This is a genomic window from Kribbella sp. NPDC051952, assembly GCF_040680855.1.
GTDB lineage: Bacteria > Actinomycetota > Actinomycetes > Propionibacteriales > Kribbellaceae > Kribbella.
Genome location: NZ_JBFAXQ010000008.1, coordinates 311,752 through 332,912, shown reverse-complemented (window position 1 = coordinate 332,912; position 21,161 = coordinate 311,752). Strand labels below are relative to the sequence as shown.

Genomic DNA, 21,161 nt, shown 5'->3' with positions numbered 1-21,161 from the left:
CACCGTCCACCGGGAGCACCGCCCGGGCTACCCGCTGTCCCCCGACCGGTGGACAGTGGCGTACCCAAGGACAGGTAGTAGTCGTCCCGCCGGACGGCATCGGAGGCTGCTCAGGCGGGCGGGAGGATGTACGTAGACGCCTACTACCTGTCCTTAGGTACGCCGCCACGCCCGTGAAGGATGACGGGATCGGTCGGAGGCGGTTAGCGTTCGGGGCATGGCTCAGACGGTGCGTGGTGTGGTGGCGAAGGGCAAAGGTCTGCCGGTGTCGATCGAGGAGATCACCATCCCCGATCCCGGCCCGGGGGAAGCGGTGGTGAAGATCCAGGCGTGCGGCGTGTGCCACACGGACCTGCACTACCGCGAGGGCGGCATCAACGACGAGTTCCCGTTCCTGCTCGGTCATGAGGCGGCCGGGATCGTCGAGTCGGTCGGTGACGGTGTCACGGACGTCGCGCCCGGCGACTTCGTCGTACTGAACTGGCGGGCTGTCTGCGGCAACTGTCGCGCCTGCCTGCGTGGTCGCCCCTGGTACTGCTTCAACACGCACAACGCCAAGCAGAAGATGACGCTGGCCGACGGCACCGAGCTCAGCCCGGCCCTCGGCATCGGCGCGTTCGCCGACAAGACCCTGGTCGCGGCCGGTCAGTGCACCAAGGTGGACCCGGCCGCCAAGGCCGAGGTCGCCGGTCTGCTCGGCTGCGGCGTGATGGCCGGCCTCGGCGCCGCCATCAACACCGGCAACGTCGGCCGCGGTGACACCGTCGCCGTGATCGGCTCCGGCGGAGTCGGTACGGCGGCAGTCGTCGGAGCCCGCCTGGCCGGGGCCGCGAAGGTCATTGCCATCGACATCGACGACCGCAAGCTCACCGTGGCCCAGGAGCTCGGCGCCACCCACGCGATCAACTCCAAGGACCTCGACCACGACGGAGTCGTCGCGGCGGTCCAGGAGCTGACCGGTGGGTTCGGTGCGGATGTGGTGATCGACGCGGTCGGCCGCCCGGAGACGTGGAAGCAGGCGTTCTACGCCCGGGACCTGGCCGGCACCGTCGTCCTGGTCGGCGTACCAACGCCGGACATGACCCTGGAGATGCCGCTGCTCGACTTCTTCGGCCGCGGCGGTTCGCTGAAGTCGAGCTGGTACGGCGACTGCCTGCCGAGCCGTGATTTCCCGCTGCTGATCGACCTGCACCTGCAGGGCCGGCTACCGCTGGATCGCTTCGTCTCCGAGACGATCGCGCTCGACGAGGTCGAGGCTGCGTTCACCAAGATGCATCACGGTGACGTGCTGCGCTCGGTCGTCGTGTTCTGAAACTCGGGGATCTGAAACGAGATCCAGACGTCTGGAGTGGCTTCGGGACGTCCGGCGATCGGCCGGCGTTCTGACGTCCAGGCGTCCCCGGACAGCTCGGTTGCGACCCGCTGCCAGAACCGCACGGCCTTCGGGTTGTTGTCCTGGAACGCGACGTCGCACGGCCCGGGGTGCTGAGCAAGCACTTCGAGCACCGCGCGCAGCCCGAGTCCCTGCCGCCGGACCGGTCGGACCACGAAGAACGCGTTGAGCACCCGGGCGGGTTGGCTGAGCGCGCGCAGGAAACAGAAGCCGACCGGGCTCTCCCCACTGAAGACCAGATACCCGGCCCACTCGGGATCGCCGGTGAGGACGTTCTCCAGCCATTCGCTCCGATAGCTCCCGTCCGGCCGCGGGAGTTGACCCTGGAACTCGGACAGGTCGTGCCGGAACAACAACCACAACCGCTCCATCACGGCGCGATCCTCAGCGGTGATTCGCCGTACGAACATAAGCCTCCTCAGGACGCAGAAAAGCCTCCCGCCGGAAGGTCCGGAAGAAGGCTTACTGCGGTCAGTTTATCAGTCCAGGGTGGCAGTGTTCCGGTCGACCCAGGTCATGTCCGGGTAGCGCTCGCCGCTCGGGGCCAGCTTGGAGAGCGCGGCCAGGTCGTCGGCCGCCAGTTCGAGGTCGAGCGCCCGGGCGTTCTCCTCGAGGTAGCGGCGCCGCTTCGTCCCCGGGATCGGCGCAACGTCGTTGCCCTGCGCAAGCACCCAGGCGAGCGCGACCTGTCCCGGGGTGGCGTCGTACCGCGCCGCGACGGCACGGATCTCCTCGACCAGGGCGAGGTTCGCCTTCAGATTCTCGTCGTGGAAGCGCGGCAGCGAACGCCGGAAGTCGTCGTCGGCGAGGTCCTGCGGTACGCCGGTCAGCATTCCACGGCCGAGTGGTGAGTACGGCACGATCCCGATCCTGAGCTCACGACACGTCGGCAGTACCGAGTCCTCGATGTCGCGGCTGAACAGCGACCACTCGGACTGCACCGCGGTGATCGGGTGGACGGCGTGCGCCCGCCGGATCGTGTCGGCCGATGCCTCGGACAGCCCGAGATACCGCACCTTCCCCGCATCCACCAGCGAGGCCATCGCCCCGACCGTCTCCTCGATCGGTACGCCGGGATCCGCGCGGTGCTGGTAGTACAGCTCGACGTGGTCGACACCCAGCCGCTGCAACGAGGCGTCGATCGAGGCGCGCACGTACTCCGGCGAGCCGTTCACGATCCGCACGGCCCGGTCCCGCGGATCGCCCATGATGCCGAACTTGGTGGCCAGGAACACCTCGTCCCGGCGGTCCGCGATCGCACGGCCGACCAGTTGCTCGTTGACGCCGGCGGCGTACATGTCGGCGGTGTCCAGGAAGGTGATGCCGAGGTCGAGTGCGCGGTGCACGGTAGCGACCGACTCGGTGTCGTCGCCCTGGCCGTAGGCGAAGCTCATGCCCATACAGCCGAGGCCGAGCCGGCTCACTTCGGCGCCAGTGGTGCCCAGTTTCATCGTGATCTCCAGAGAAGTTGACATGGCTCCGCCCACCGACGGGCCCGAGTGGCCGGCCGGTCAGGTGAAGGTGGGTTACGGGGCGGCGGTGCCGCCGTACACGGTGATCTTGTAGTCGGTCACCGCGAGTGCGAGCCGCAGATCGTGCAGCTGCTGATGGATCCTGGCCCGGTGCTCCTCCATCAGGGCGAGCCGCTGGGGCTCGGTGTGATCGCCCTGGAGGACCAGGTCCAGGTAGTGGCTGACCGTGCCGATCGACATGCCGGAGGCACGCAGTCGCGTGACGAACACGATCCGGGCCATCGCCTGCTGGTTGTAGCTGCGGTAGCCGGCGTCGTCGCGGCCGACCTGGACCAGGCCGATCCGTTCGTAGTAGCGCAGGGTGTGGGCGGTCAGCCCGGTGATCGCGGCCGCCTCCGCGATCGAGAGCCGCTCCGGCAGGTCGTCGGGAAGTTCCAGCAGACCCAGCAACTGCCGATCGACCGGCTTCAGCAACTCCGTCGCGCTCATGTCTTCGACCGTACGCCTTTGAGTGCGCTCAAAGGCAAAGGTGATCTAGGTCACTTCTGGCAGTCGGCGCAGGTGCCGAAGATCTCCAGCGTGTGGCTGATGTCGGCGTACCCGTGCTCGGCCGCGACCTTGTCCGCCCAGCGCTCGACCGCCGGGCCTTCGACCTCGACCGTGCGGCCACAGTTGCGGCAGACCAGGTGGTGGTGGTGACCCTTCGAGCAGCGCCGGTACGCCGTCTCGCCGTCGGCCGTCCGCAGTACGTCGACCTCGCGGGAATCGGCGAGTGCCTGCAGGGTCCGGTAGACCGTGGTCAGGCCGACGGCCTCACCGCCGGACCGGAGCTCCTGGTGGATCTCCTGGGCGGTCCGGAAGTCGTCGAGGGCGTCGAGCGCCGACGCGACCGCCGCGCGCTGACGGGTCGAGCGTGTTCCGATGGCCACCGTTCCTCCTGTCCTCTCGTCACCGCTGTTCCCCGGTAACCCGCCAATTCTCTCAGAAGTCAGCAAATCAGTGCTCGTCCCAGTGATCACCGTGTGCCGCGTGCAGGTGACCGTCGTGCACGTAATCGACGTGATCGCCGTGTTCGACCTTCTTGTGACCGCACGCCTGACTGTGCGCGTGTGGGTGCCCGGGGCTGACCACATGCGGCTCCGGCGCCGGTACGCCGACCTCCGGCTCCTCGTCCGCCAGCGGGCGCACCCGGCCGGACCGCCGTCGCAGCAGCGTCCCGATCGTTGCCGCCACCACGAATCCGGCCAGCGCCAGTACGACGATGGTCGCGCCGGGAGCCACGTTCGCGTTGTACGACGTGATGATGCCGGCCAGACACGCGACGACGCCGATGATGCATGCCGTGACGAACGTGCTGCGGAAGGACCTGGTCAGCTGCTGAGCGGTCGCCACCGGGACCACCATCAGCGCGCTGACCAGGAGCAGACCCACGGTCCGCATCGCCACGGTCACCGTCACCGCGGCCATCACCGCGATCACCAGGTTGAGCAGCTGGACCCGGAGGCCCGTCGTACGCGCGAACTCCTCGTCCTGGCAGACGGCGAACAGCTGCGGGCCAAGGCCGATCGCGACTACCAGGACGGCTACGGCCAGGCCGACTACGACGTACAGGTCGCTGGGGGACACGGTGGTGAGTGAACCGAACAGATAGGTGTTCAGAGTGGCCGCGCCTTGGCCGGCTAGCCCGATCAGGAGCACACCGCCCGCGATACCGCCGTAGAAGAGGAGTGCGAGGGCTACGTCGCCGCTGGCCTTGCCGCGGGCGCGGACCAGCTCGATCGCGGTCGCACCGGCAATCGACACGATGATCGCGGTGAACACCGGCGCAGTCCCGGTGAGCAGGCCGAGGGCGACACCGGTGATCGCGATGTGCCCGATCCCGTCACCCATCAGCGACAGCCGCCGCTGCACCAGGAACGTGCCGATCGCCGGCGCGGACAGACCGGTCAGCAGCCCGGCGATCAAAGCCCGCTGCATGAACTCGAGCTCGAACATGGTCATGGGGCCTCCCGCCCTGGACTGAGGAGCGCAGGGAGCGAAGCGACTGGAGTGACGAGGGAAGGGCGGGAGTCACAGCCCCATGACCCGCCGAGCGGCAGCGAGGCAGTCAATACAGTCACGAGGTCAGCCACCCCGGGTCGTCTTCGGTGTGGGAGTGGTGGACGTGGGCGTGGGTCTGGGAGGCGTGGGGTGGGCCGTCGTACACGATCCGGCCGCGGCGGAGGACGACCGAGCGGTCGATCAGTGCGTCCATCGGACCGAGATCGTGGCTGACCATCACCACGGTGGTGCCGCGGGCGACCCGCTCGTGGATCGCGTCCGCGAAGATCTGCTGGCTGGCCAGGTCCACCCCGGCGGTCGGCTCGTCGAGGATCAGCAACTCCGGATCCGACACCAACGCCCGGGCGATCAGGACCCGTTGCTGCTGCCCGCCCGACAGCTCGGCGACCGCGTCCCTGCGCCGGTCCGCCATGTCGACGATCTCCAGCGCCTGCTCGATCGCCTGCTTCCCGGCAGCGCCCAGCGGACGGAACATCCGTCGCTTGGACAGCAACCCGGACGAGACCACCTCGTACACAGTCGCCGGTACGCCGCCGGCCGCGGTGATGCGCTGCGGGACGTACCCGATCCGGCTCCAGTGCCGGAACCGGGGGACCGGCGTACCGAAAAGACGAACCTCGCCCCGGGCGGCCGGGAGCAGGCCGACGACGGTCCGGATCAGCGTGGACTTGCCGGAGCCGTTGGTACCGAGGACCGCGACCACCTCGCCCGGGCGGATCTGCAGGTCGACGCCCCGGAGCACGAGCCGGCCGCCCAGCTCGACCGACAGATCGGCGACCTGAACGGCCTTCGCGGTGCTGTCCTGAGGTGTCACGCGCAGCTGTTCGCCTTTCGGAGCTCCTGCAGGTTGCCCCGCATCAGGGTCAGGTAGGTCTCGGCGGAGTTCGCGTCCGACAGCCCCTCGATCGGACTCAGTACGGCGGTCTGTACGCCGACGTCCCGGGCGATCGTCTCGGCCACCTTCGGGCTGACCAGCTCCTCGTAGAAGATCGTGGTCACCTGCTGGGCCTTCACGATGTCCTGGACCTCCTTGATCCGGCTCGGCGTCGGCTCGGCGTCCGGGGTGAACCCGGCGATGCCGACCATCGTCAGACCGTATCGCTTCGCCAGGTAGGCGAAGGCCTGATGACTCGTCACGAAGGTCTTGAGTCTGCAGTCGGCCAGGCCGGTCTTGAAGTCGGTGTCGAGCTTGCCGATCTGGGTCAGCAGGGTCTTCGCCCGCAGGTGGTACCCCTCGGCGTTTGCGCTGTCGGCGGAGACCAGCCGCTCCTCGACCGCCTTGACGACATCGGCGTACCGGAGCGGGTCGAGCCAGAAGTGCGGGTCGAGAGCGTCCTCGGTGTGCGCGGCCGGCTCGACCTCACCGGGCTGGTGCTCCTCGAAATCGGCGCCGGTCGCTTCCAGCTTGGCGGCCGGGGCGACGTCGAAACCGGCGTCCTTGGCGTTCTGCTCGACGGCCTCGTCGACGGCCGGCTGCAGACCCTTCTCGTACACGACGACCTTCGCGGTGGCGACGTGGCCGACCTGCTTCGGGGTCAGTTCGAGATCGTGCGGCTCGACTCCCGGTGCGGTCAGGGTGGTCACCTTGACCGCGTCGCCACCCACTGTGCGAGCGATGAACTCGAGCGGGTAGAACGACGTCACGACGTCGAGTTTCCCGTCGCCGGAGTTGTCGGCGGCCGAGCCGCCGCACCCGGCCAGGGTGATGGCAGCCAGGGCGGTGATGCCGGCGACGACGGCACGATGAGAAGATCTCATGACAATCATTTTCAGTTTATTGGAAGTCATTGTCAAAACAGGGAGTTCACCGATGGCCAGCCGTACTGTCGGGCGCAGGCGCGCCGACCACCGGAGCAACCGCAAACGCAAGCTGAACATTCCGGGCGGCCACGGGCACGGACACAGTCATGGGCACAGTCATGGGCACGGTCACGGCCACGGCGATCACGTGGTCGACACCTCGGTGGTGAATTCGGACGCGATCGTCGCCCGCCGGGTCCGGATCGTCGTCGCCGCGATCCTGATCCCGCTGATCACGGCGGCCGTGGTCGCGATGATCGTGATGTGGCCGGGCGGCGGTGTGAAGGTCACGTCGTACCAGACCGACACGGCTCGTGGTCAGGTGACGGGGCTCAAGGCGTGCACGGATCCGAAGGACAAGTGCGAAGAGGCGGCGGTCAAGCTGGCCAGCGGCCCGGACAAGGGGAAGGTCGCGGCCGTCCAGGTGCCGACCGGCGATCAGGTCCCGATCCCGGTCAAGGTCGGCCAGACGGTCATGCTCGGCGTCCAGACCAGCGCGACGACCCTCAACGACCGGTACCAGTACGTCGACCACGACCGGACGAAGCCGTTGTTGCTGCTGGCCGCGATCTTCGCGGTTGCGGTGGTGGCGCTGTCGCGGTGGCGTGGATTCGCGGCGTTGATCGCGCTCGCGGTGACTGCGGTGATGCTGACCCAGTTCATCCTGCCCGCGATCCTCAAGGGCTCGAATCCGTTGGTGGTCGCGGTGGTCGGCGGTGCCGTGATCATGGCGATAGCGCTGTTCCTCACGCACGGGATCAATGCGGAGAGTTCGATCGCGCTGTCGGGAACGATCGCGGCGCTGGGGCTGACGGTGTTCCTCGGGTGGTTCTTCACCAAGCTCTGCCAGTTGAGCGGCCTCGCCTCGGACGGGGCCTCGGCGGCGAAACAGTTCGCGCCGGACATCAACCTCACCGGGCTGCTCGTGGCCGGGATGGTGATCGGCGCCTTGGGGGTGCTCGACGACGTCACGGTCACGCAGGCGGCAGCGGTCTGGGAGCTGTCCGCCGCGAACCCGGCGGCGAACCGGCGTGAGCTCGTCGGCGCCGGCCTGCGGATCGGCCGCACCCACGTCGCCTCGGTGGTCAACACCCTCGTTCTCGCGTACGCCGGTGCCGCCATGCCCATCCTGATCACGTTCGCGATCCAGGGCTTGCCCGGCCGGTATGTACTGTCCACCGAACTGGTCGCGATGGAGGTCGTCCGCGGCCTGGTCGGCAGCCTCGGCATCATCGCGGCCGTCCCGCTCACCACCGCCCTGGCCGCGATGGCGGTCGCCGACCGCTCCCGCGAGCTGGTCAGCGCCGAACCGGAACACATTCACGCCACCAACTGAAAATCAGCCCTTCCACCCACGCTCATCGGCTCCTAGAGTGCAGATAGGTCACAGAGAGTCCGCCCACGATTACCTTCTGTGGCTCACGGGGTTGAGGAGAGCTGATGAGGTTCCGTCATCGGGACGGCTCGACCGTCCGCCTGGGATACAGCACGACCGTTCATCCCGCCGACGACCTGGACGGGGTGATCGCCGGCCTCGACGGCTGCGCGGCGCTGGTCCGGGAGGAATTGGATGTGCCGGTGCTCGACATCGGCCTGTGGTTCGCGAGCTCGCTGGCCGATCGGCTGGCGAACTCGCCGACCGCCCTGAACAAGCTGCGCCGGTCGCTGACGCGGAACCAGCTGGAAGTCGTCACGCTGAACGGCATTCCGCACGACCACTTCACCGACGAGGTGGTCGGCACCAAGCTGTTCTGCCCGGACTGGACCGAGCCCGAGCGACTCCGATACACGGTCGATCTGATCGACGTACTGGCCGAGTTGCTCCCGGCGGACGCGTCGTACGGCTCGGTCTCGACGTTGTCGCTCGCCTGGCGGGTGCCGTGGTCGAAGGCGCGCAACAAGGCGGCTCGCGAGGCGTTCGACCGGGTCGAGCAGCATCTCGCCCGGACCGAGAGCCGCACCGGCCGGCGGATCCGCCTCGCGGTCGAACCCGAACCGGGTGCCGTACTCGAGATGATCGGCCAGGCCGCCGGCTGGCTCAGCCGCTACGCGAGCCCGTACGCCGGTTCGTCCCGGATCGGACTGGGATTCGATGCGTGTCATCTGGCGGTGCAGTTCGAGGAGCCGGCGGACGCGTTCGAGACGTTGTGGCGGGCCGGCGTCGACGTGGTGAAGGCCCAGCTGTCGGTGGCTCCGACTCTGGTCGACCCAGGCGATCTGGCCGGTCGCTACGCACTCAATCTGCTCGGGACTCCGAAGTACCTGCGGCAGGTCCGCGAGTGGGGTGGGCCAGGCGTCGACGATGTCGCGCAGGCGTACCAGCTGTCCGGTCACTCGGCCTGGCGCATGCACGCCCATCTGCCCGCCCACACCGCGCCACCGGTCCCGCTCTCGGCGACGACGCTGGGCTTGGAGGACTGCCTGAACAGGCTGGTCGGCGGCGGGCATCCGCTCACGCATCACCTGGAGTCGGAGGTCTATTCCTGGCCGCGCGTGCCTAGGACCAAGCAGCAACTGGCCAAGCGGATCGCCAAGGAACTGGGCTGGATCCGCGACCGCCTGACCGCCCTAGGGCTGCAGGAGGTGCACTGAGTCAGCTGCTGGCGATGCGGGAGACGGCGAAGAGCAGGATCACCAGGATCGAGAAGATCCGGAGCAGGCGGGGGCCGGTGGAAACGACCGGCCAGGAGAGGAAGCCGAGCCAGGACAGCAGGAGTGCGAGCAGGATCAGGGCCGGGACGGCCGCCGGAACGGGAGCGAAGACTCCGATCAGCGCGAGGACGAGCGTGATCCCGGGCAGGGTGAGCTTGGGCATCCCGTGCAGCCTGGCCACGTACGGGTAACTGATCTTCGTGATCCGCTGCCGGAGCGGACTCACCGGCTGACTGCTGGAGGAGCTCATTGCCCCATTGTTCCAGGCCGGGGCTACGGTGAGAATTTCTGCCGGTGACCTGTCGGATCGGGGCCGCCGCGTTCGTTGCTGGGGTGAAGGTGGCCGGCGGTGGCTGCCAGGACAAGGAGAGTAGAGATGTCGCGGTACTTGATTTCGTTCGGGAACGGTTCGATGGACCACATCCCGGAGGAAGACTTTCCCGCGGTGGTCGAGGCCTCCCACGCGGTGATCCAGGAGGCCAAGGACGCCGGTGCGTACGTCGTCGGCGGTGGGCTGATCTACGACGGCAACGACGTGGAGCACGCGGTCGTGGGGACCGACGGGACGATCACGGACGCCCCGTACGCGGACAGCAAGGGCCTCCTCGGTGGCGCGACGATCGTGAACGTGCCGACCCGGGACGAGGCGCTCAAGTGGGCCGCGAAGATCGCGGTCGCCTGCCGGTGCGCGCAGGACGTCCGCAAGTTCGGGGAGGACCCGGAGGCCTGATCGGGCCGGCCCACCCGGGCCTGTGGACAACGGCGTACCGGGTGGGCCTTAGGGTGGGCCGGGTGTTCGTGGTGATCAGGTTCCGGGTGGGGGAGCCAGAGCAGGCGGAGTTCGCCGTCCGCGCTCAGGCTGCCGTCGACGTACTGGCGCAGCAGAAGGGGTTCGTGTCGGCCCAGGTCGGGCGCAATCTCGACGACCCTGAGTTGCTGGCGCTGAACCTGGAGTGGGAGAACGTGGGCAGCTATCGTCGGGCCCTGTCGCCGTACGAGGTGAAGCTGACCGCCGTGCCGCTGCTGTCCCGGGCGATCGACGAACCCACCGCCTACGAGGACCTCGCCGAGTTCCTTCCGTAGCACGGATGCGACTTCGGCCACCCCGGACCGATAGCCTGGACCTTTCCGTATTGCAACTGTGCCCCGTTCTGGAGTTTAAAAGTGCCCGTGGAAACCGTCGATGCCGTCGTCAGCCTCAGTAAGCGGAGAGGCTTCGTGTACCCGTGCGGCGAGATCTACGGCGGAACCAAGTCGGCCTGGGACTACGGGCCGCTGGGCGTCGAGCTGAAGAACAACGTGCGGACCCAGTGGTGGCGCGCGATGGTGACGAGCCGCGACGACATCGTCGGCCTGGACTCCTCGGTGATCCTGCCGACCAAGGTCTGGGAGGCGTCCGGGCACCTGTCGGAGTTCGTCGACCCGCTGACCGAGTGTCAGTCCTGCCACAAGCGGTTCCGCGACGACCACCTGCGCGAGGACTACGCCCGCCGGAAGAACAAGGACGCCGACGAGGTCAAACTCGCCGAGATCGCCTGCCCGAACTGCGGTAACAAGGGCACGTTCACCGAGGCGCGGATGTTCAACGGCCTGCTCAAGACCTACCTCGGCCCGGTCGAGTCCGAGGAGGGCCTGCACTATCTGCGCCCGGAGACCGCGCAGGGCATCTTCATCAACTTCGCGAACGTGATGGGCACGGCCCGGAAGAAGCCGCCGTTCGGCATCGCCCAGATCGGCAAGAGCTTCCGCAACGAGATCACCCCCGGCAACTTCATCTTCCGGACCCGCGAGTTCGAGCAGATGGAGATGGAGTTCTTCGTCGTCCCCGGCTCGGACGAGGAGTGGCACGAGTACTGGCTGAAGGCGCGCTGGGACTGGTACACCGGCCTCGGGCTGAACCCGGAGAACATGCGGTTCTACGAGCACCCGCAGGAGAAGCTGAGCCACTACTCCAAGCGCACCGTCGACATCGAGTACAAGTTCAACTTCGGCGGCAAGGAGTTCGACGAGCTCGAGGGCATCGCGAACCGGACCGACTTCGACCTGTCCACGCACTCCAAGCACTCCGGCGCCGACCTGTCGTACTTCGACCAGGAGAAGGGTGAGCGCTGGACGCCGTACGTGATCGAGCCCGCGGCCGGGCTGACCCGCAACGTGCTCGCGTTCCTGCTCGACGCCTACACCGAGGACGAGGCGCCGAACGCCAAGGGCGGCGTGGACAAGCGGACGGTGCTGCGCTTCGACCCGCGGCTCGCGCCGGTCAAGGCCGCCGTACTGCCGTTGTCCCGCAACGCGGACCTGTCCCCGAAGGCGAAGGACCTGGCCGCCGAGCTGCGGAAGAACTGGAACGTCGACTTCGACGACGCCGGTGCGATCGGCCGCCGTTACCGCCGCCAGGACGAGATCGGTACGCCGTACTGCATCACCGTCGACTTCGACACCCTCGAGGACCAGGCGGTGACGATCCGGGAGCGCGACTCGATGAAGCAGGAGCGGGTCGCGCTGACCGAGGTCACCGGATACCTGGCCCAGCACCTGGTGGGTTGCTGACCATGCGGATGTCGAGGGATCGGTTGCGCTTCGGCCTGGCTGTCTTCGGCCTGTCCGCACTCGCGGTGTTCCTGCTGTCCGCGTGCTCGGACAGCAAGCCGGACGCGAGCAACACGCCCGCTCCGTCGACACCGGCTTCGAGCGGTCCGTCGAGTGCGCCGATCCCGACCGCTTCGTCGCCGTCGCTGACCCCGCTGCCGACCCCGTCGAAGCCGTGGCCGACGCCGAAGGTGACCGGCACCCCGGAGAACGACGCGCCGCTGGCCGAGCGGATCCGGTTCGCGATCGCCAAGCAGGCCCAGATCGCGGCCGGCCGCGCCGCGGCCACGACGGTCAAGTGCCCGGGCATCGAGACCGCCGAGACGCCTGGCAAGCACGACCTCACCTGCACAGTCACGTACGCCGGGAAGTCCTACAGCGGCTCGTTGACGGTCGACGCGAAGCAGTACACCGCGTCGTACAAGTTCACTTCCGAGTCGGTCGCGATCGTGAAGCCGAAGGTGGTCGACGCGGTGCTGCGGACCGTGACCGACGCGGCCAAGGTGACCTGCACGATGGATGATGTTGCCGTGGTCAAGCATTCCGGTGCGCCGATCGCGTGCGACGTGACGACGACGGCGAACGCCGTACAGCCTTACAAAGCACAGGTTTCCGGCAACGGCCAGGTGCTGGTGGCGAAGGCTTAACGATGTTGAAGCTGGGCAACCTCACGATCGACACGCCCGTGGTGCTGGCGCCGATGGCCGGCATCACGAATGCGGCGTACCGGCGGCTCTGTGCCGAGCAGGGTGCCGGGCTGTACGTGTGCGAGATGATCACCTCGCGCGGGATCGTCGAGGGTGACCAGAAGTCGCTCGACATGCTCACGTTCGACGAGCGTGAGACGGTCCGCTCGGTGCAGTTGTACGGCGTCGACCCCACGTACATCGGTCGCGCGGTGCAGATCCTCTGCGATCAGTACGGCGTCGCTCACATCGACCTGAACTTCGGCTGCCCGGTCCCGAAGGTGACCCGCAAGGGCGGCGGCGCCGCGCTGCCGTGGAAGCGCAACCTGCTCGGCGCGATCCTGCGCTCGGCGGTCCACGCCGCGACGCCGTACGGCGTACCCGTCACGATGAAGACCCGGATCGGGATCGACGCCGACCACCAGACCTACCTGGACGCCGGCCGGATCGCGGCGGACTCGGGTGCCGCGGCGATCGGGCTGCACGGACGAACGGCGGCCCAGGCGTACTCGGGTCAGGCGAACTGGTCGGCGATCGCCGAACTGGTCGACCACGTGAGTATCCCGGTGCTCGGCAACGGCGACATCTGGGAAGCCGGGGATGCGCTGCGGATGGTCGCCGAGACCGGATGCGCCGGGGTGATCGTCGGGCGCGGGTGCCTCGGCCGGCCGTGGTTGTTCCGCGACCTCGCCGTCGCGTTCGCCGGTGGTGAGGCGCTGAATCTGCCGACGCTGGGCGAGGTCACCACGGTGATGCGGCGTCACGGCGAACTGCTGGCCGACCTGATGGGGGAGCAGCGCGGCCTTCGCGACTTCCGCAAGCACGTGCCCTGGTACCTGAAGGGATTCCCGGCCGGCGGTGAACTCCGCGCCGCCCTGGGAATGGTGGAATCCCTGACCCAGCTGGACGAACTGCTGAGCCAGCTGGACCCGACCATCCCCTTCCCGGCCGCCGAACTGGGCGCCCCCCGAGGCCGCCAAGGCAGCCCCCGGGACCACATCGTCCTGCCCCACGGCTGGCTGGACGACACCGACGGCCTGACCACCGACCTCTCCGAAGCCGAAATAGGCGTCTCCGGCGGCTGAACCGTTCAGCTCATGCCGGCCTTTTGGTGGTCGGGCTCAATTACTGCGACGACGCGTTCCTGCCCTCGCGGGTACGGCTGGCCGACGTACTTCATCGCGAGCTGGTCGACGATCTCCCAGGCCGCATCCCCTTCGATCCACTCGACAACCCGCCCACGCACCACCACGGGCTCGTAGGGATTGCCGACGGGCGCGATGGACAGCGCGAGGCGCGGGTCGCGCCGCAGGTTGCGCGCCTTGCGCATGCCCGGGCCGGTGAAGAAGACGATCTGCTCGCCACGGGCGCCCACGTAGACCGGGGTGCTGTGGGGCGAGCCGTCCGGCAGAACGGTGGCGAGGTGTGCGAACGAGGCGGTCTCGAGGACCTCGCGGATGGCGGGATCAAGCATGGTGTGCTCCTTCAGCGGGCGTTGTCGGTGCGCCAGGAGATGTAGTCGGCGACTGCTTTGGCAGGGTCGAAGTCTGGGGTGAAGCCGGTGTCCTCGGTGAGGCGGGTGATGTCCAGGTACGGGTCCTCGCCGGGGCCAGACTGGCGGCCGGGGAGGAGGTCGAGGTCGAGGCCGGGGATGTTCGCCTGCACGGCCTCAACGAGCTCGCGGTTGGTTGCCGGGCGGCCGCTGGAGACGTTGTAGATGCGGTGGCGCAGAGTCTCGGTGGTGGTGAGGAGGGCGATCGCACGTCCTGAGTCGGGTGCGTAGCAGAAGTCGCCGCCGTCGTCGGCGTACAGAGGTGGTGGCTTGTCGCCGCGGAGGATGGCGCTGACGTACGGCGGCATCGGATTGAACGGTGATTCCGGGTCCATCAGCGGTCCCCAGGTGCTGCCGATCCGGAGCAGGATCGGCTGGATGCCGGTGTCCTGGAGACTGTGTACGGTCAGTGGCTCGACGGCCTTCTTGAACGCGATGATGAGCAGCGGCAGATCCGCGTCCGGCAGCGCGAGCCCTTCGTGCCAAGGGATTTCGGGCCGGCCGATGTAGTTGCCGATGCTGCTGGCGACCGCGAACCGGCGGACACCCCAGGCGCGCGCGGCGTCCAACGCGTTGAGCAGACCGGTCAGGTCGGTCCGGAAGTACGCGACCGGGTCGTCGCCGGGGATGCTGCCGGCCAGATGGACGATGTCGGTGATCGCATAACGCTTGCCCAGGGCAAGGAACTCGTCCCGGTCGGTGACATCGAGAGTCTCCACCGCGACCTTGCCCGCCAGGAACGAGGGCACGTCGGTACGGCGATGTCCCGTGATCACCACCTCGTGGCCGAGGTCGACGAGTGCGCGAGCGGTGTGGGCGCCGATCATGCCGAGCCCACCGGTGACGAGGATCATCGGACCACCTCGTAGTGCAGGTGTGTCACGCCGGGCGCCGGTACGACGTTCAGCAGCCGGAGGTTCACGTGCTTCGGCAACTCCTGGAAGAAGCTGCGGCCGCTGCCGAGCAGGATCGGTACCTGGTGCAGGATCACCTCGTCGACGAGGCCCGCGGCCAGCCCGGACGTCAGCGCGCCGCCGCCCATCAGGGCCACGGACTTGTCACCCGCGACCTTGCGGGCCGCCTCGACCGCGTCCTCGATGCCGGTGGTGATGACGGTCTGCCGCTCGTCCTTCAGGTCCGGTATCGGACGGTGAGTGAGCACGAACAGCGGCGCGGTCGGATGTGGCGCCCCGCCGTTGATCCAGCCGGAATCGTCGTACGTGTTGCGTCCGGCCACGGTGGCGCCGATGCGGGCGGCCTCCGCGTCGAAGACGGCGAGGCTCGGCTCGCTCAGCCGGAAACCGTCGAACACCTGGCTCGGCCGGTCCCCGTCGAAGTACCAGTCGAACAGCATCGACGCGTCGCCGAGGCCGCGCCCTTCGCCGGGGTCGCGGCCGGTGATGTAGCCGTCGACCGAGACGGAATGGGCGCCGATCACCTTGCTCATAGCAGTTCCTCGCTCTCAACCAGGTAGGTCACCCGGTTGAGATTAGGAGCCGGCCCGGTGCCTGGTCTTGAACGAATCGTGCAGGCGTCGAACGGCTCGCAAGGAACGGCAGGTACGACGCCGAGTGGTCATGACCGCAGGAACACCGGTCGAGATCACCGCCGAGCAGTTGGCTGGGAGTGACGCCGGTCAGGCGAAGGCATTCCCGGCTGAGATGGGCCTGATCGGCGTACCCCGCATCGATCGCCAGCCCCGCGACACCGTCGGCGCCACGACGTCCCGAAGCCGGCGCACCCGCTTGGGCGAGCGCGAGAAATCCCTGAAACCTCAGTGTCCGCTGGAGAACCTTGGGGGTCACCCCCACCGCTTGCAGGCAGCGGCGACGCAACTGGCTCTGCGAGAGCGCCAAATGGTTGGCCAATGCATCGATGTTGAGCGGCTGCCAGGGCATCAACGCATGCACGGCCGCGCCGACGAGGGAATCCACCGTGCTCGTACGACGAAACTCCTGGACGAGATGGGACTGCAAGAACACCAGCGCCCGTTCGGGTGTCGCGGCCTTGGCCATCGTGTCGACCAGGCGGTCCTCGAGACTTCCCCACAGCTCCACGAGGCCGATCCGCTGATCCACCAGATCGTCGAGCACGGTCGGAAGTGGCGGCGCAGTCCCTGGATGGAACCGCACGCCCACGATGGTCGTGCGCGCCGGGATCACCTCGACCGCCGGACCGGTCAGCGGCCCGACCAGCTGCGGACGACCACCGATCGGGAAGTGGATCTCGACCCCGCCCGTCGGCAGATGCCTTTGGACGTACGCCGTTTCGCCGGTCCGCTGGATCCATACGGTCCGCACCACGCGTGCCAGTTCCGGCAGCGGTGGGGCTTCGACGTACGACTCCATGCCGGCCATCCTGACAGCGAACCGGCCGACCGGGCAGCCGTCAAGATCCGGCGGTCGCTCTGTGTTTCCGGCGAATTTCTTTGCGTTGATCCCTTGACCTGAGCACCCGAGTGGAGAGAGTTTGGTCGGCATCGGATTTACGAGTCACTTCCGAACATGGTTCGTAAAGGTGGTGCTGTGTGGCGCTCGTCATCGGGGTCGTGACCCACTCGACGCACGGGGTGCTGTTCCGCGAGGCGGCCAGCACGCTCGGCGGCGTCGACCTGGAGTGGGTCAGCTACGACCACGAGGACGAGATCCGCGACAGGGTGGCCGAGTTCCTCGGCAGCACCCGCGTCGACGGATTCCTCGCCGGCCCGGTCCCGTACACGGCCAGCCGCGAACTCCTGCCGCCTGGTTTGCCGGTCGGCGTGATCCGGTCGTCGGCGCTCGACCTGACCCTGGCGCTGTACCGCGCCCAGGAGCAGGGCTGGGGTCGCACTCCGGTCAGCATCGACACCTTCCCGGCCGAGGCCGTCGAAGCGGTTGCGACCGCGCTCGAGCTCGACCAGGACGAGATCGCCTGCTTGCCCTACGCACCGACCCAGTCTGTCGAGGAGATCGTCGAGTTCCATCGCGACGCGTTCCACCGGTTCGGCGGGCGCAGCTACGTGATCAGCGTGCGTGCCGCCGTCCGTGAACTGCTCAACGGCGAGATCACGATCATGAGCGGTATGCCGGTCCCGGCCACGATCCGGACCGAGTTGCACGAGCTCGCGCTGCGGATCGAGTCGGAGCGCGCCAGTGCACAACGGTTCGCGGCCGGTGTCTTCCTCATCTCGCAGTCCGCCGATGAGGAGCGGGCCCGGATCGGCCTGATGAATCTGTTGCTCAACACCCCCGAATTCGCCGGTGCCTGGATCGAGAACCGTGGCCGGCGTGGCGTCGTCGTCTTCGCCCACAAGGCCCTGTTCGAGCGCATCACCCGCAACTGGGTCGCCGTACCGGCTCTGGCCGAGGCGGCAGCGGCGCTCGGCGTGCATGTGTCGGCCGGTTTCGGTGTCGGAGTGTCCGCCCGTAGTTGTGTGCTCCTCGCGGAGCAAGCGGCCGGGCGGGCGGAGCTGGCGAGTGAACCGTGCGCGTACCTGTTCGAGGACAGCGGCGTGATCATCGGCCCGATGGGACCGGCCGGTGAGGCGCTGCGGTACTCCTACCGCGAACACGGCGAGGACATCGAGCAACTCGCGAAACACGTCGGTCTCAGCGCCGTGACAGTCTCCCGGCTGGCGGCGCTGGACCACGAACTGGAAGGCCGTTCGCTCTCGCCTGGAGAGCTCGCCGGCCATCTCGGCATCACGGATCAGAGCGGACGCCGGCTGATCCGCACCCTCGACGCAGGCGGCCTGGTGAGCGTCGAGGGGACCGCACAGCACCATCCCAAAGGACGCCCCACGCGTCTTTATCGACTGCGCATCGCCCAAGCGTTGGAGAAACCACCATGGAGCTCACCCGCCGCCAGATCCTGAAGTACGCCGGTCTCGGTCTGACCGTCCCGGCCGTATCACCGCTGCTGTCCGCCTGTTCGAACGACGCCAAGTCCGGAGGCTCCGGCGACGGCAGCGTCAAGTTCGAAGGATGGGACTACGAGGCCGCACTGGTCCAGCAGAACGTCGACCGCTTCAGCAAGGCCAACAACATCAGGGTCGACTACACCCCGATCACCAGCGCGCAGTACGTGCAGAAGGTTGTTGCCGAGTTCACCGGTGGCGGTGGCCCGGACGCCCTCTACGTGTACGACGATTCCCTCGCGGCCTGGGTCGAGGGCGAGTACCTGCAACCACTCGACGGCATGCCCGGGGTCGACGAGGTGTACGCCGGGATCTATCCGGGCAACGCGGAAGCGATGACGTACCAGGGCAAGCGGTACGGCCTGCCGTACTACACCGACTCGAACTGCCTGATCTACAACGCCGAGATTCTCGCCAAGGCCGGATTCACCAAGCCACCGGCGAGCCTGGAGGAGTTGGAGGCGCAGGCGGTCAAGATCAAGAGCGCCGGTCTGCTGGAGTATCCGATCGGTCTGCCCGCCCAGCTGTCCGACACGTGGTGGGCCTGGGTGTGGGCGCTCGTCTTCGGTAGTGGCGGCAACATGTTCGACGATCAGCAGGCGCCGATCATGAACACCAGCGACACCGTCGTGAAGGACGTCCTCACCTGGATGCAGAACGCGGCGAACAAGTCGAAGGTGCTCGACCCGGCCTCACTGCAGTTGCTGCCGGTCCCGACCGACAACGCGATGAAAGCCGGCCGGTACGCCTACACGATCGGCGCCCGGTACGCGCTGCGCGACTACAACGACCCGGCCAAGTCCAAGACCGCCGGCAAGATGAAGATGGCGCTGATGCCTAGCCTGGACGGCAAGGAGCACGGGACCGTCAGCAACACCCGGCTCTACGGCCTGGCGAAGGACACCGAGGTCAAGGACGACGCGTTCAAGCTGCTCACGTATCTCGGTGGGCTGGGTGAGGACAAGAAGCCGTACACGGCGAAGTTCTGGTTCGAGCAGCGCGGACTCGGGTTCGCCTACAAGTCGATGGCGACCGACCCCGAGGTGACCGCGACGCTGAAGAAGTTCGCCGACCCGGCGATCTACGCGCACCTGGCCGAGATCGCCAAGCCGCGCAACGTGCTGGGTGTGGCCTGGTACACCGAGTTCGAGACCGAGATGCACAAGGTCGTCCAGGGTGTGATCAGCAACCAGACGCAGCCGTCCGCGGCGGTCGCCTCGCTGGCCCAGACCGCGGAGACGCTCAAGAAGAAGTACAACTGAGGATGAGTGTCCTCGCCGAACGACGGCCGCTGGGCGACAACGCCAAGGCCTGGGCGCTGAACGCCCCGGCCATCGTGGTGATCGCCCTGCTGGTCGCGTATCCGATCGGGTACTCCTTCTACGTCAGCCTGCAGAAGAACAATCTGAAGCGACCGCGGGCCAAGCGTTTCATCGGCTTCGACAACTACACGTCCCTGCTGTCGGACCATGCGTTCCTCTCGGCGCTCCGGGTCTCCGCGCTGTTCGTCGTGGTGGTGCTCGGGCTGACCGTCGTACTCGCGCTGATCCTGGCGCTGGTCCTGAATGAGCGGTTCCGGGGTCGCGGTCTGCTGCTCAGCCTGGCTTTGTTGCCATGGGCAATGCCCGGGGTGGTGAACGGGCTGATGTGGCGGACGATCTTCGACGCGAAGACCGGTGCGCTGAACGGCCTGCTGACCCAGCTCGGATGGATCGACCATTACCACGCCTGGCTGACGTCCGGCACCGGCGCGTTCCTGTTCACCGCGCTGGCGCAGGTGTGGAACACGTTGCCGTTCTCGGTCATCATTCTGCTCGCCGGATTGTCGACAATCCCCTCAGAGTTGTACGACGCTGCCACGGTCGACCGGGCCGGTGCCTGGCGGCGCTTCACGCAGGTCACTGTGCCGTGGTTGCTGCATCCACTCCTGATCGTGCTGATCCTCGAGACGATGAACGCCTTCCGCGCCTTCGACACGATCTACGTCCTGACCGGCGGCGGGCCCGGTGACGCGACCACCACGATCGCCCTCCTCGACGTCCAGACCGTCCTCACCTTCACCGACTTCGGCCTGGGCAGCGCCTACGCCTGGGTGATCACCGCGATCACCCTCCTCATCTCGGTCGGCTACATCGGGCTGCTCTACCGGAAGGGGAATTTCGAGGTATGAGCACTGTCGTGAAAGTGCCGCTGCGCTATCGGATTCCGTGGAAGAAGATCGTGCTGTACGTGCTGGCTGTCGCCTTCGCGCTGTATCTGGTGCTGCCGTTCTACTGGATCGTGGCGATGAGCTTCATGCATGAGGTGGATGCGATCTCGGTGCCGCCGCACTGGATTCCGACCCATCCGACCTTGGAGAACTATCTCGGCTTCATTCATCCTTCGGCGGCGCAGCAACTGGTCGGGGGCCGGGCGATCGACGAGACGCCGTACTCGTTGCGGAACAGTCTGATCGTGGCGACCGCGACCGCTGTGCTGAACCTGGCGCTGGCGACGTTCGCGGCGTACTCGTTCTCGCGGTTGAAGTTCCGGGGGAGTCAGGTGTTGCTGGTGCTCTACCTGCTCACGCGGATGGTGCCGGGGATCGCGATCATCATCCCGTTCTACCTGCTGATGCGGACGTTCGGGCTGCTGGACACCTATCTGGCGCTGATCCTGTCGTACACGACGTTCGCGTTGCCGATCACGATCTGGATCCTGAAGGACTTCTTCCGCTCGGTGCCGCGTGAGTTGGAGGAGGCCGCCCGGGTCGATCGGTGTGGCTGGTTCCGGACCATGTGGACGGTGTTCCTGCCGGTTGCGGCGCCGGGGCTGGTCGCGGCTGCGGTGTTCGCGTTCATGACCGCGTGGAACGAGTTCATGTTCGCGCTGTTCCTGACCAGCACCAAGGCAGCGAAGACGATCCCGGTGGTGGCGGCGAACTTCGCCACCGACTTCAACACCCAGTTCACCGTGATGGCCGCGGCCGGTGTGCTCGCGGTTGTCCCACCCCTGGTACTGGCCCTGCTCTTCCAGCGCAAGCTGGTCCAGGGCATGGCCGCCGGATCTGTGAAGGGCTGAC

At 67.5% G+C, this 21,161-nt stretch carries 24 protein-coding genes; 12 read left to right on the top strand and 12 right to left on the bottom strand.

Annotated elements, in window-relative coordinates; all coding sequences use genetic code 11:
• Window positions 1-217: 217 nt before the first annotated feature.
• Window positions 218-1,312, top strand: coding sequence for an S-(hydroxymethyl)mycothiol dehydrogenase (locus AB0L70_RS18235; RefSeq protein WP_363685362.1), 1,095 nt, complete (start codon window positions 218-220; stop codon window positions 1,310-1,312).
• Here AB0L70_RS18235 and AB0L70_RS18230 read toward each other — a convergent pair.
• The 7 genes from AB0L70_RS18230 to AB0L70_RS18200 form a co-directional block, all read right to left on the bottom strand.
• Complete coding sequence (locus AB0L70_RS18230) at window positions 1,276-1,803, bottom strand: GNAT family N-acetyltransferase (protein ID WP_363685360.1); 528 nt, start codon at window positions 1,801-1,803, stop codon at window positions 1,276-1,278. The genes AB0L70_RS18235 and AB0L70_RS18230 overlap by 37 nt on opposite strands.
• A gap of 69 nt (window positions 1,804-1,872) precedes the next feature.
• Window positions 1,873-2,868: an aldo/keto reductase gene (locus tag AB0L70_RS18225; RefSeq protein WP_363685358.1), complete on the bottom strand. Its 996-nt coding sequence runs from the start codon at window positions 2,866-2,868 to the stop codon at window positions 1,873-1,875.
• A gap of 51 nt (window positions 2,869-2,919) precedes the next feature.
• The gene (locus AB0L70_RS18220) at window positions 2,920-3,354 is read right to left on the bottom strand and encodes a MerR family transcriptional regulator (protein ID WP_363685356.1); all 435 of its coding nucleotides are present in this window, start codon (window positions 3,352-3,354) and stop codon (window positions 2,920-2,922) included.
• Window positions 3,355-3,404: 50 nt separating this feature from the next.
• Window positions 3,405-3,794, bottom strand: a complete 390-nt coding sequence (locus tag AB0L70_RS18215; RefSeq protein ID WP_363685354.1) for a Fur family transcriptional regulator — start codon at window positions 3,792-3,794, stop codon at window positions 3,405-3,407.
• Window positions 3,795-3,861: 67 nt separating this feature from the next.
• Window positions 3,862-4,866, bottom strand: a complete 1,005-nt coding sequence (locus AB0L70_RS18210; RefSeq protein ID WP_363685352.1) for a metal ABC transporter permease — start codon at window positions 4,864-4,866, stop codon at window positions 3,862-3,864.
• 115 nt (window positions 4,867-4,981) lie between these two features.
• Window positions 4,982-5,740, bottom strand: a complete 759-nt coding sequence (locus AB0L70_RS18205; RefSeq protein WP_363685350.1) for a metal ABC transporter ATP-binding protein — start codon at window positions 5,738-5,740, stop codon at window positions 4,982-4,984.
• Window positions 5,737-6,684 (bottom strand): metal ABC transporter substrate-binding protein, encoded by a 948-nt coding sequence (locus AB0L70_RS18200; protein ID WP_363685348.1) that lies wholly within the window; start codon window positions 6,682-6,684, stop codon window positions 5,737-5,739. The genes AB0L70_RS18205 and AB0L70_RS18200 overlap by 4 nt, the downstream gene beginning before the upstream one ends.
• Window positions 6,685-6,736: 52 nt before the next feature.
• Here AB0L70_RS18200 and AB0L70_RS18195 point away from each other — a divergent pair, with 52 nt between their 5' ends.
• Both AB0L70_RS18195 and eboE read left to right on the top strand, forming a co-directional pair.
• Window positions 6,737-8,062 (top strand): YibE/F family protein, encoded by a 1,326-nt coding sequence (locus AB0L70_RS18195; protein WP_363685346.1) that lies wholly within the window; start codon window positions 6,737-6,739, stop codon window positions 8,060-8,062.
• A gap of 104 nt (window positions 8,063-8,166) precedes the next feature.
• The gene (gene eboE, locus AB0L70_RS18190; RefSeq protein WP_363685344.1) at window positions 8,167-9,318 is read left to right on the top strand and encodes a metabolite traffic protein EboE; all 1,152 of its coding nucleotides are present in this window, start codon (window positions 8,167-8,169) and stop codon (window positions 9,316-9,318) included.
• A 1-nt stretch (window position 9,319) separates the two neighbouring features.
• Here eboE and AB0L70_RS18185 read toward each other — a convergent pair whose 3' ends face one another.
• Window positions 9,320-9,628, bottom strand: a complete 309-nt coding sequence (locus AB0L70_RS18185) for a DUF6703 family protein (protein ID WP_363685342.1) — start codon at window positions 9,626-9,628, stop codon at window positions 9,320-9,322.
• 126 nt (window positions 9,629-9,754) lie between these two features.
• On the opposite strand from AB0L70_RS18185, the gene AB0L70_RS18180 reads away from it, so the two are divergent.
• From AB0L70_RS18180 to dusB, 5 genes are all read left to right on the top strand, one after another.
• A complete protein-coding gene (locus AB0L70_RS18180; RefSeq protein ID WP_363685340.1) occupies window positions 9,755-10,108 on the top strand; it encodes a YciI family protein in 354 nt (117 codons plus the stop codon).
• A gap of 62 nt (window positions 10,109-10,170) precedes the next feature.
• The gene (locus AB0L70_RS18175; protein ID WP_363685338.1) at window positions 10,171-10,461 is read left to right on the top strand and encodes an antibiotic biosynthesis monooxygenase family protein; all 291 of its coding nucleotides are present in this window, start codon (window positions 10,171-10,173) and stop codon (window positions 10,459-10,461) included.
• A gap of 81 nt (window positions 10,462-10,542) precedes the next feature.
• The gene (locus tag AB0L70_RS18170) at window positions 10,543-11,928 is read left to right on the top strand and encodes a glycine--tRNA ligase (RefSeq protein WP_363685336.1); all 1,386 of its coding nucleotides are present in this window, start codon (window positions 10,543-10,545) and stop codon (window positions 11,926-11,928) included.
• Window positions 11,929-11,930: 2 nt separating this feature from the next.
• Window positions 11,931-12,614, top strand: coding sequence for a hypothetical protein (locus tag AB0L70_RS18165; RefSeq protein WP_363685334.1), 684 nt, complete (start codon window positions 11,931-11,933; stop codon window positions 12,612-12,614).
• 2 nt (window positions 12,615-12,616) lie between these two features.
• Complete coding sequence (gene dusB, locus AB0L70_RS18160) at window positions 12,617-13,738, top strand: tRNA dihydrouridine synthase DusB (RefSeq protein WP_363685332.1); 1,122 nt, start codon at window positions 12,617-12,619, stop codon at window positions 13,736-13,738.
• A gap of 5 nt (window positions 13,739-13,743) precedes the next feature.
• On the opposite strand, the gene AB0L70_RS18155 is transcribed toward dusB, so the two are convergent.
• The 4 genes from AB0L70_RS18155 to AB0L70_RS18140 are packed head-to-tail and all read right to left on the bottom strand — an operon-like array spanning window position 13,744 to window position 16,562.
• On the bottom strand, window positions 13,744-14,127 hold the full coding sequence (locus AB0L70_RS18155) for a PPOX class F420-dependent oxidoreductase (RefSeq protein WP_363685330.1): 384 nt from the start codon (window positions 14,125-14,127) through the stop codon (window positions 13,744-13,746).
• 11 nt (window positions 14,128-14,138) lie between these two features.
• Window positions 14,139-15,059: an NAD(P)-dependent oxidoreductase gene (locus AB0L70_RS18150; RefSeq protein WP_363685328.1), complete on the bottom strand. Its 921-nt coding sequence runs from the start codon at window positions 15,057-15,059 to the stop codon at window positions 14,139-14,141.
• Window positions 15,056-15,652, bottom strand: coding sequence for a dihydrofolate reductase family protein (locus tag AB0L70_RS18145; protein ID WP_363685326.1), 597 nt, complete (start codon window positions 15,650-15,652; stop codon window positions 15,056-15,058). The genes AB0L70_RS18150 and AB0L70_RS18145 overlap by 4 nt, the downstream gene beginning before the upstream one ends.
• A 28-nt stretch (window positions 15,653-15,680) precedes the next feature.
• Window positions 15,681-16,562 carry a helix-turn-helix transcriptional regulator gene (locus tag AB0L70_RS18140; protein ID WP_363685323.1) on the bottom strand — a complete coding sequence of 294 codons (882 nt, stop codon included), beginning with the start codon at window positions 16,560-16,562 and terminating at the stop codon, window positions 15,681-15,683.
• A gap of 170 nt (window positions 16,563-16,732) precedes the next feature.
• Between AB0L70_RS18140 and AB0L70_RS18135 the strand changes: the two genes are divergently transcribed.
• Genes AB0L70_RS18135 through AB0L70_RS18120 form a run of 4 tightly spaced genes read left to right on the top strand, consistent with a single transcriptional unit; the run spans window position 16,733 to window position 21,160 of the window.
• A complete protein-coding gene (locus AB0L70_RS18135; RefSeq protein WP_363685321.1) occupies window positions 16,733-18,058 on the top strand; it encodes a hypothetical protein in 1,326 nt (441 codons plus the stop codon).
• A complete protein-coding gene (locus AB0L70_RS18130) occupies window positions 18,031-19,362 on the top strand; it encodes a sugar ABC transporter substrate-binding protein (protein WP_363685319.1) in 1,332 nt (443 codons plus the stop codon). Before AB0L70_RS18135 ends, AB0L70_RS18130 begins: the two co-directional genes overlap by 28 nt.
• Window positions 19,363-19,364: 2 nt before the next feature.
• Window positions 19,365-20,270: a sugar ABC transporter permease gene (locus tag AB0L70_RS18125; protein WP_363685318.1), complete on the top strand. Its 906-nt coding sequence runs from the start codon at window positions 19,365-19,367 to the stop codon at window positions 20,268-20,270.
• Window positions 20,267-21,160, top strand: coding sequence for a carbohydrate ABC transporter permease (locus tag AB0L70_RS18120; RefSeq protein WP_363685316.1), 894 nt, complete (start codon window positions 20,267-20,269; stop codon window positions 21,158-21,160). Before AB0L70_RS18125 ends, AB0L70_RS18120 begins: the two co-directional genes overlap by 4 nt.
• Window position 21,161: the final 1 nt, after the last annotated feature.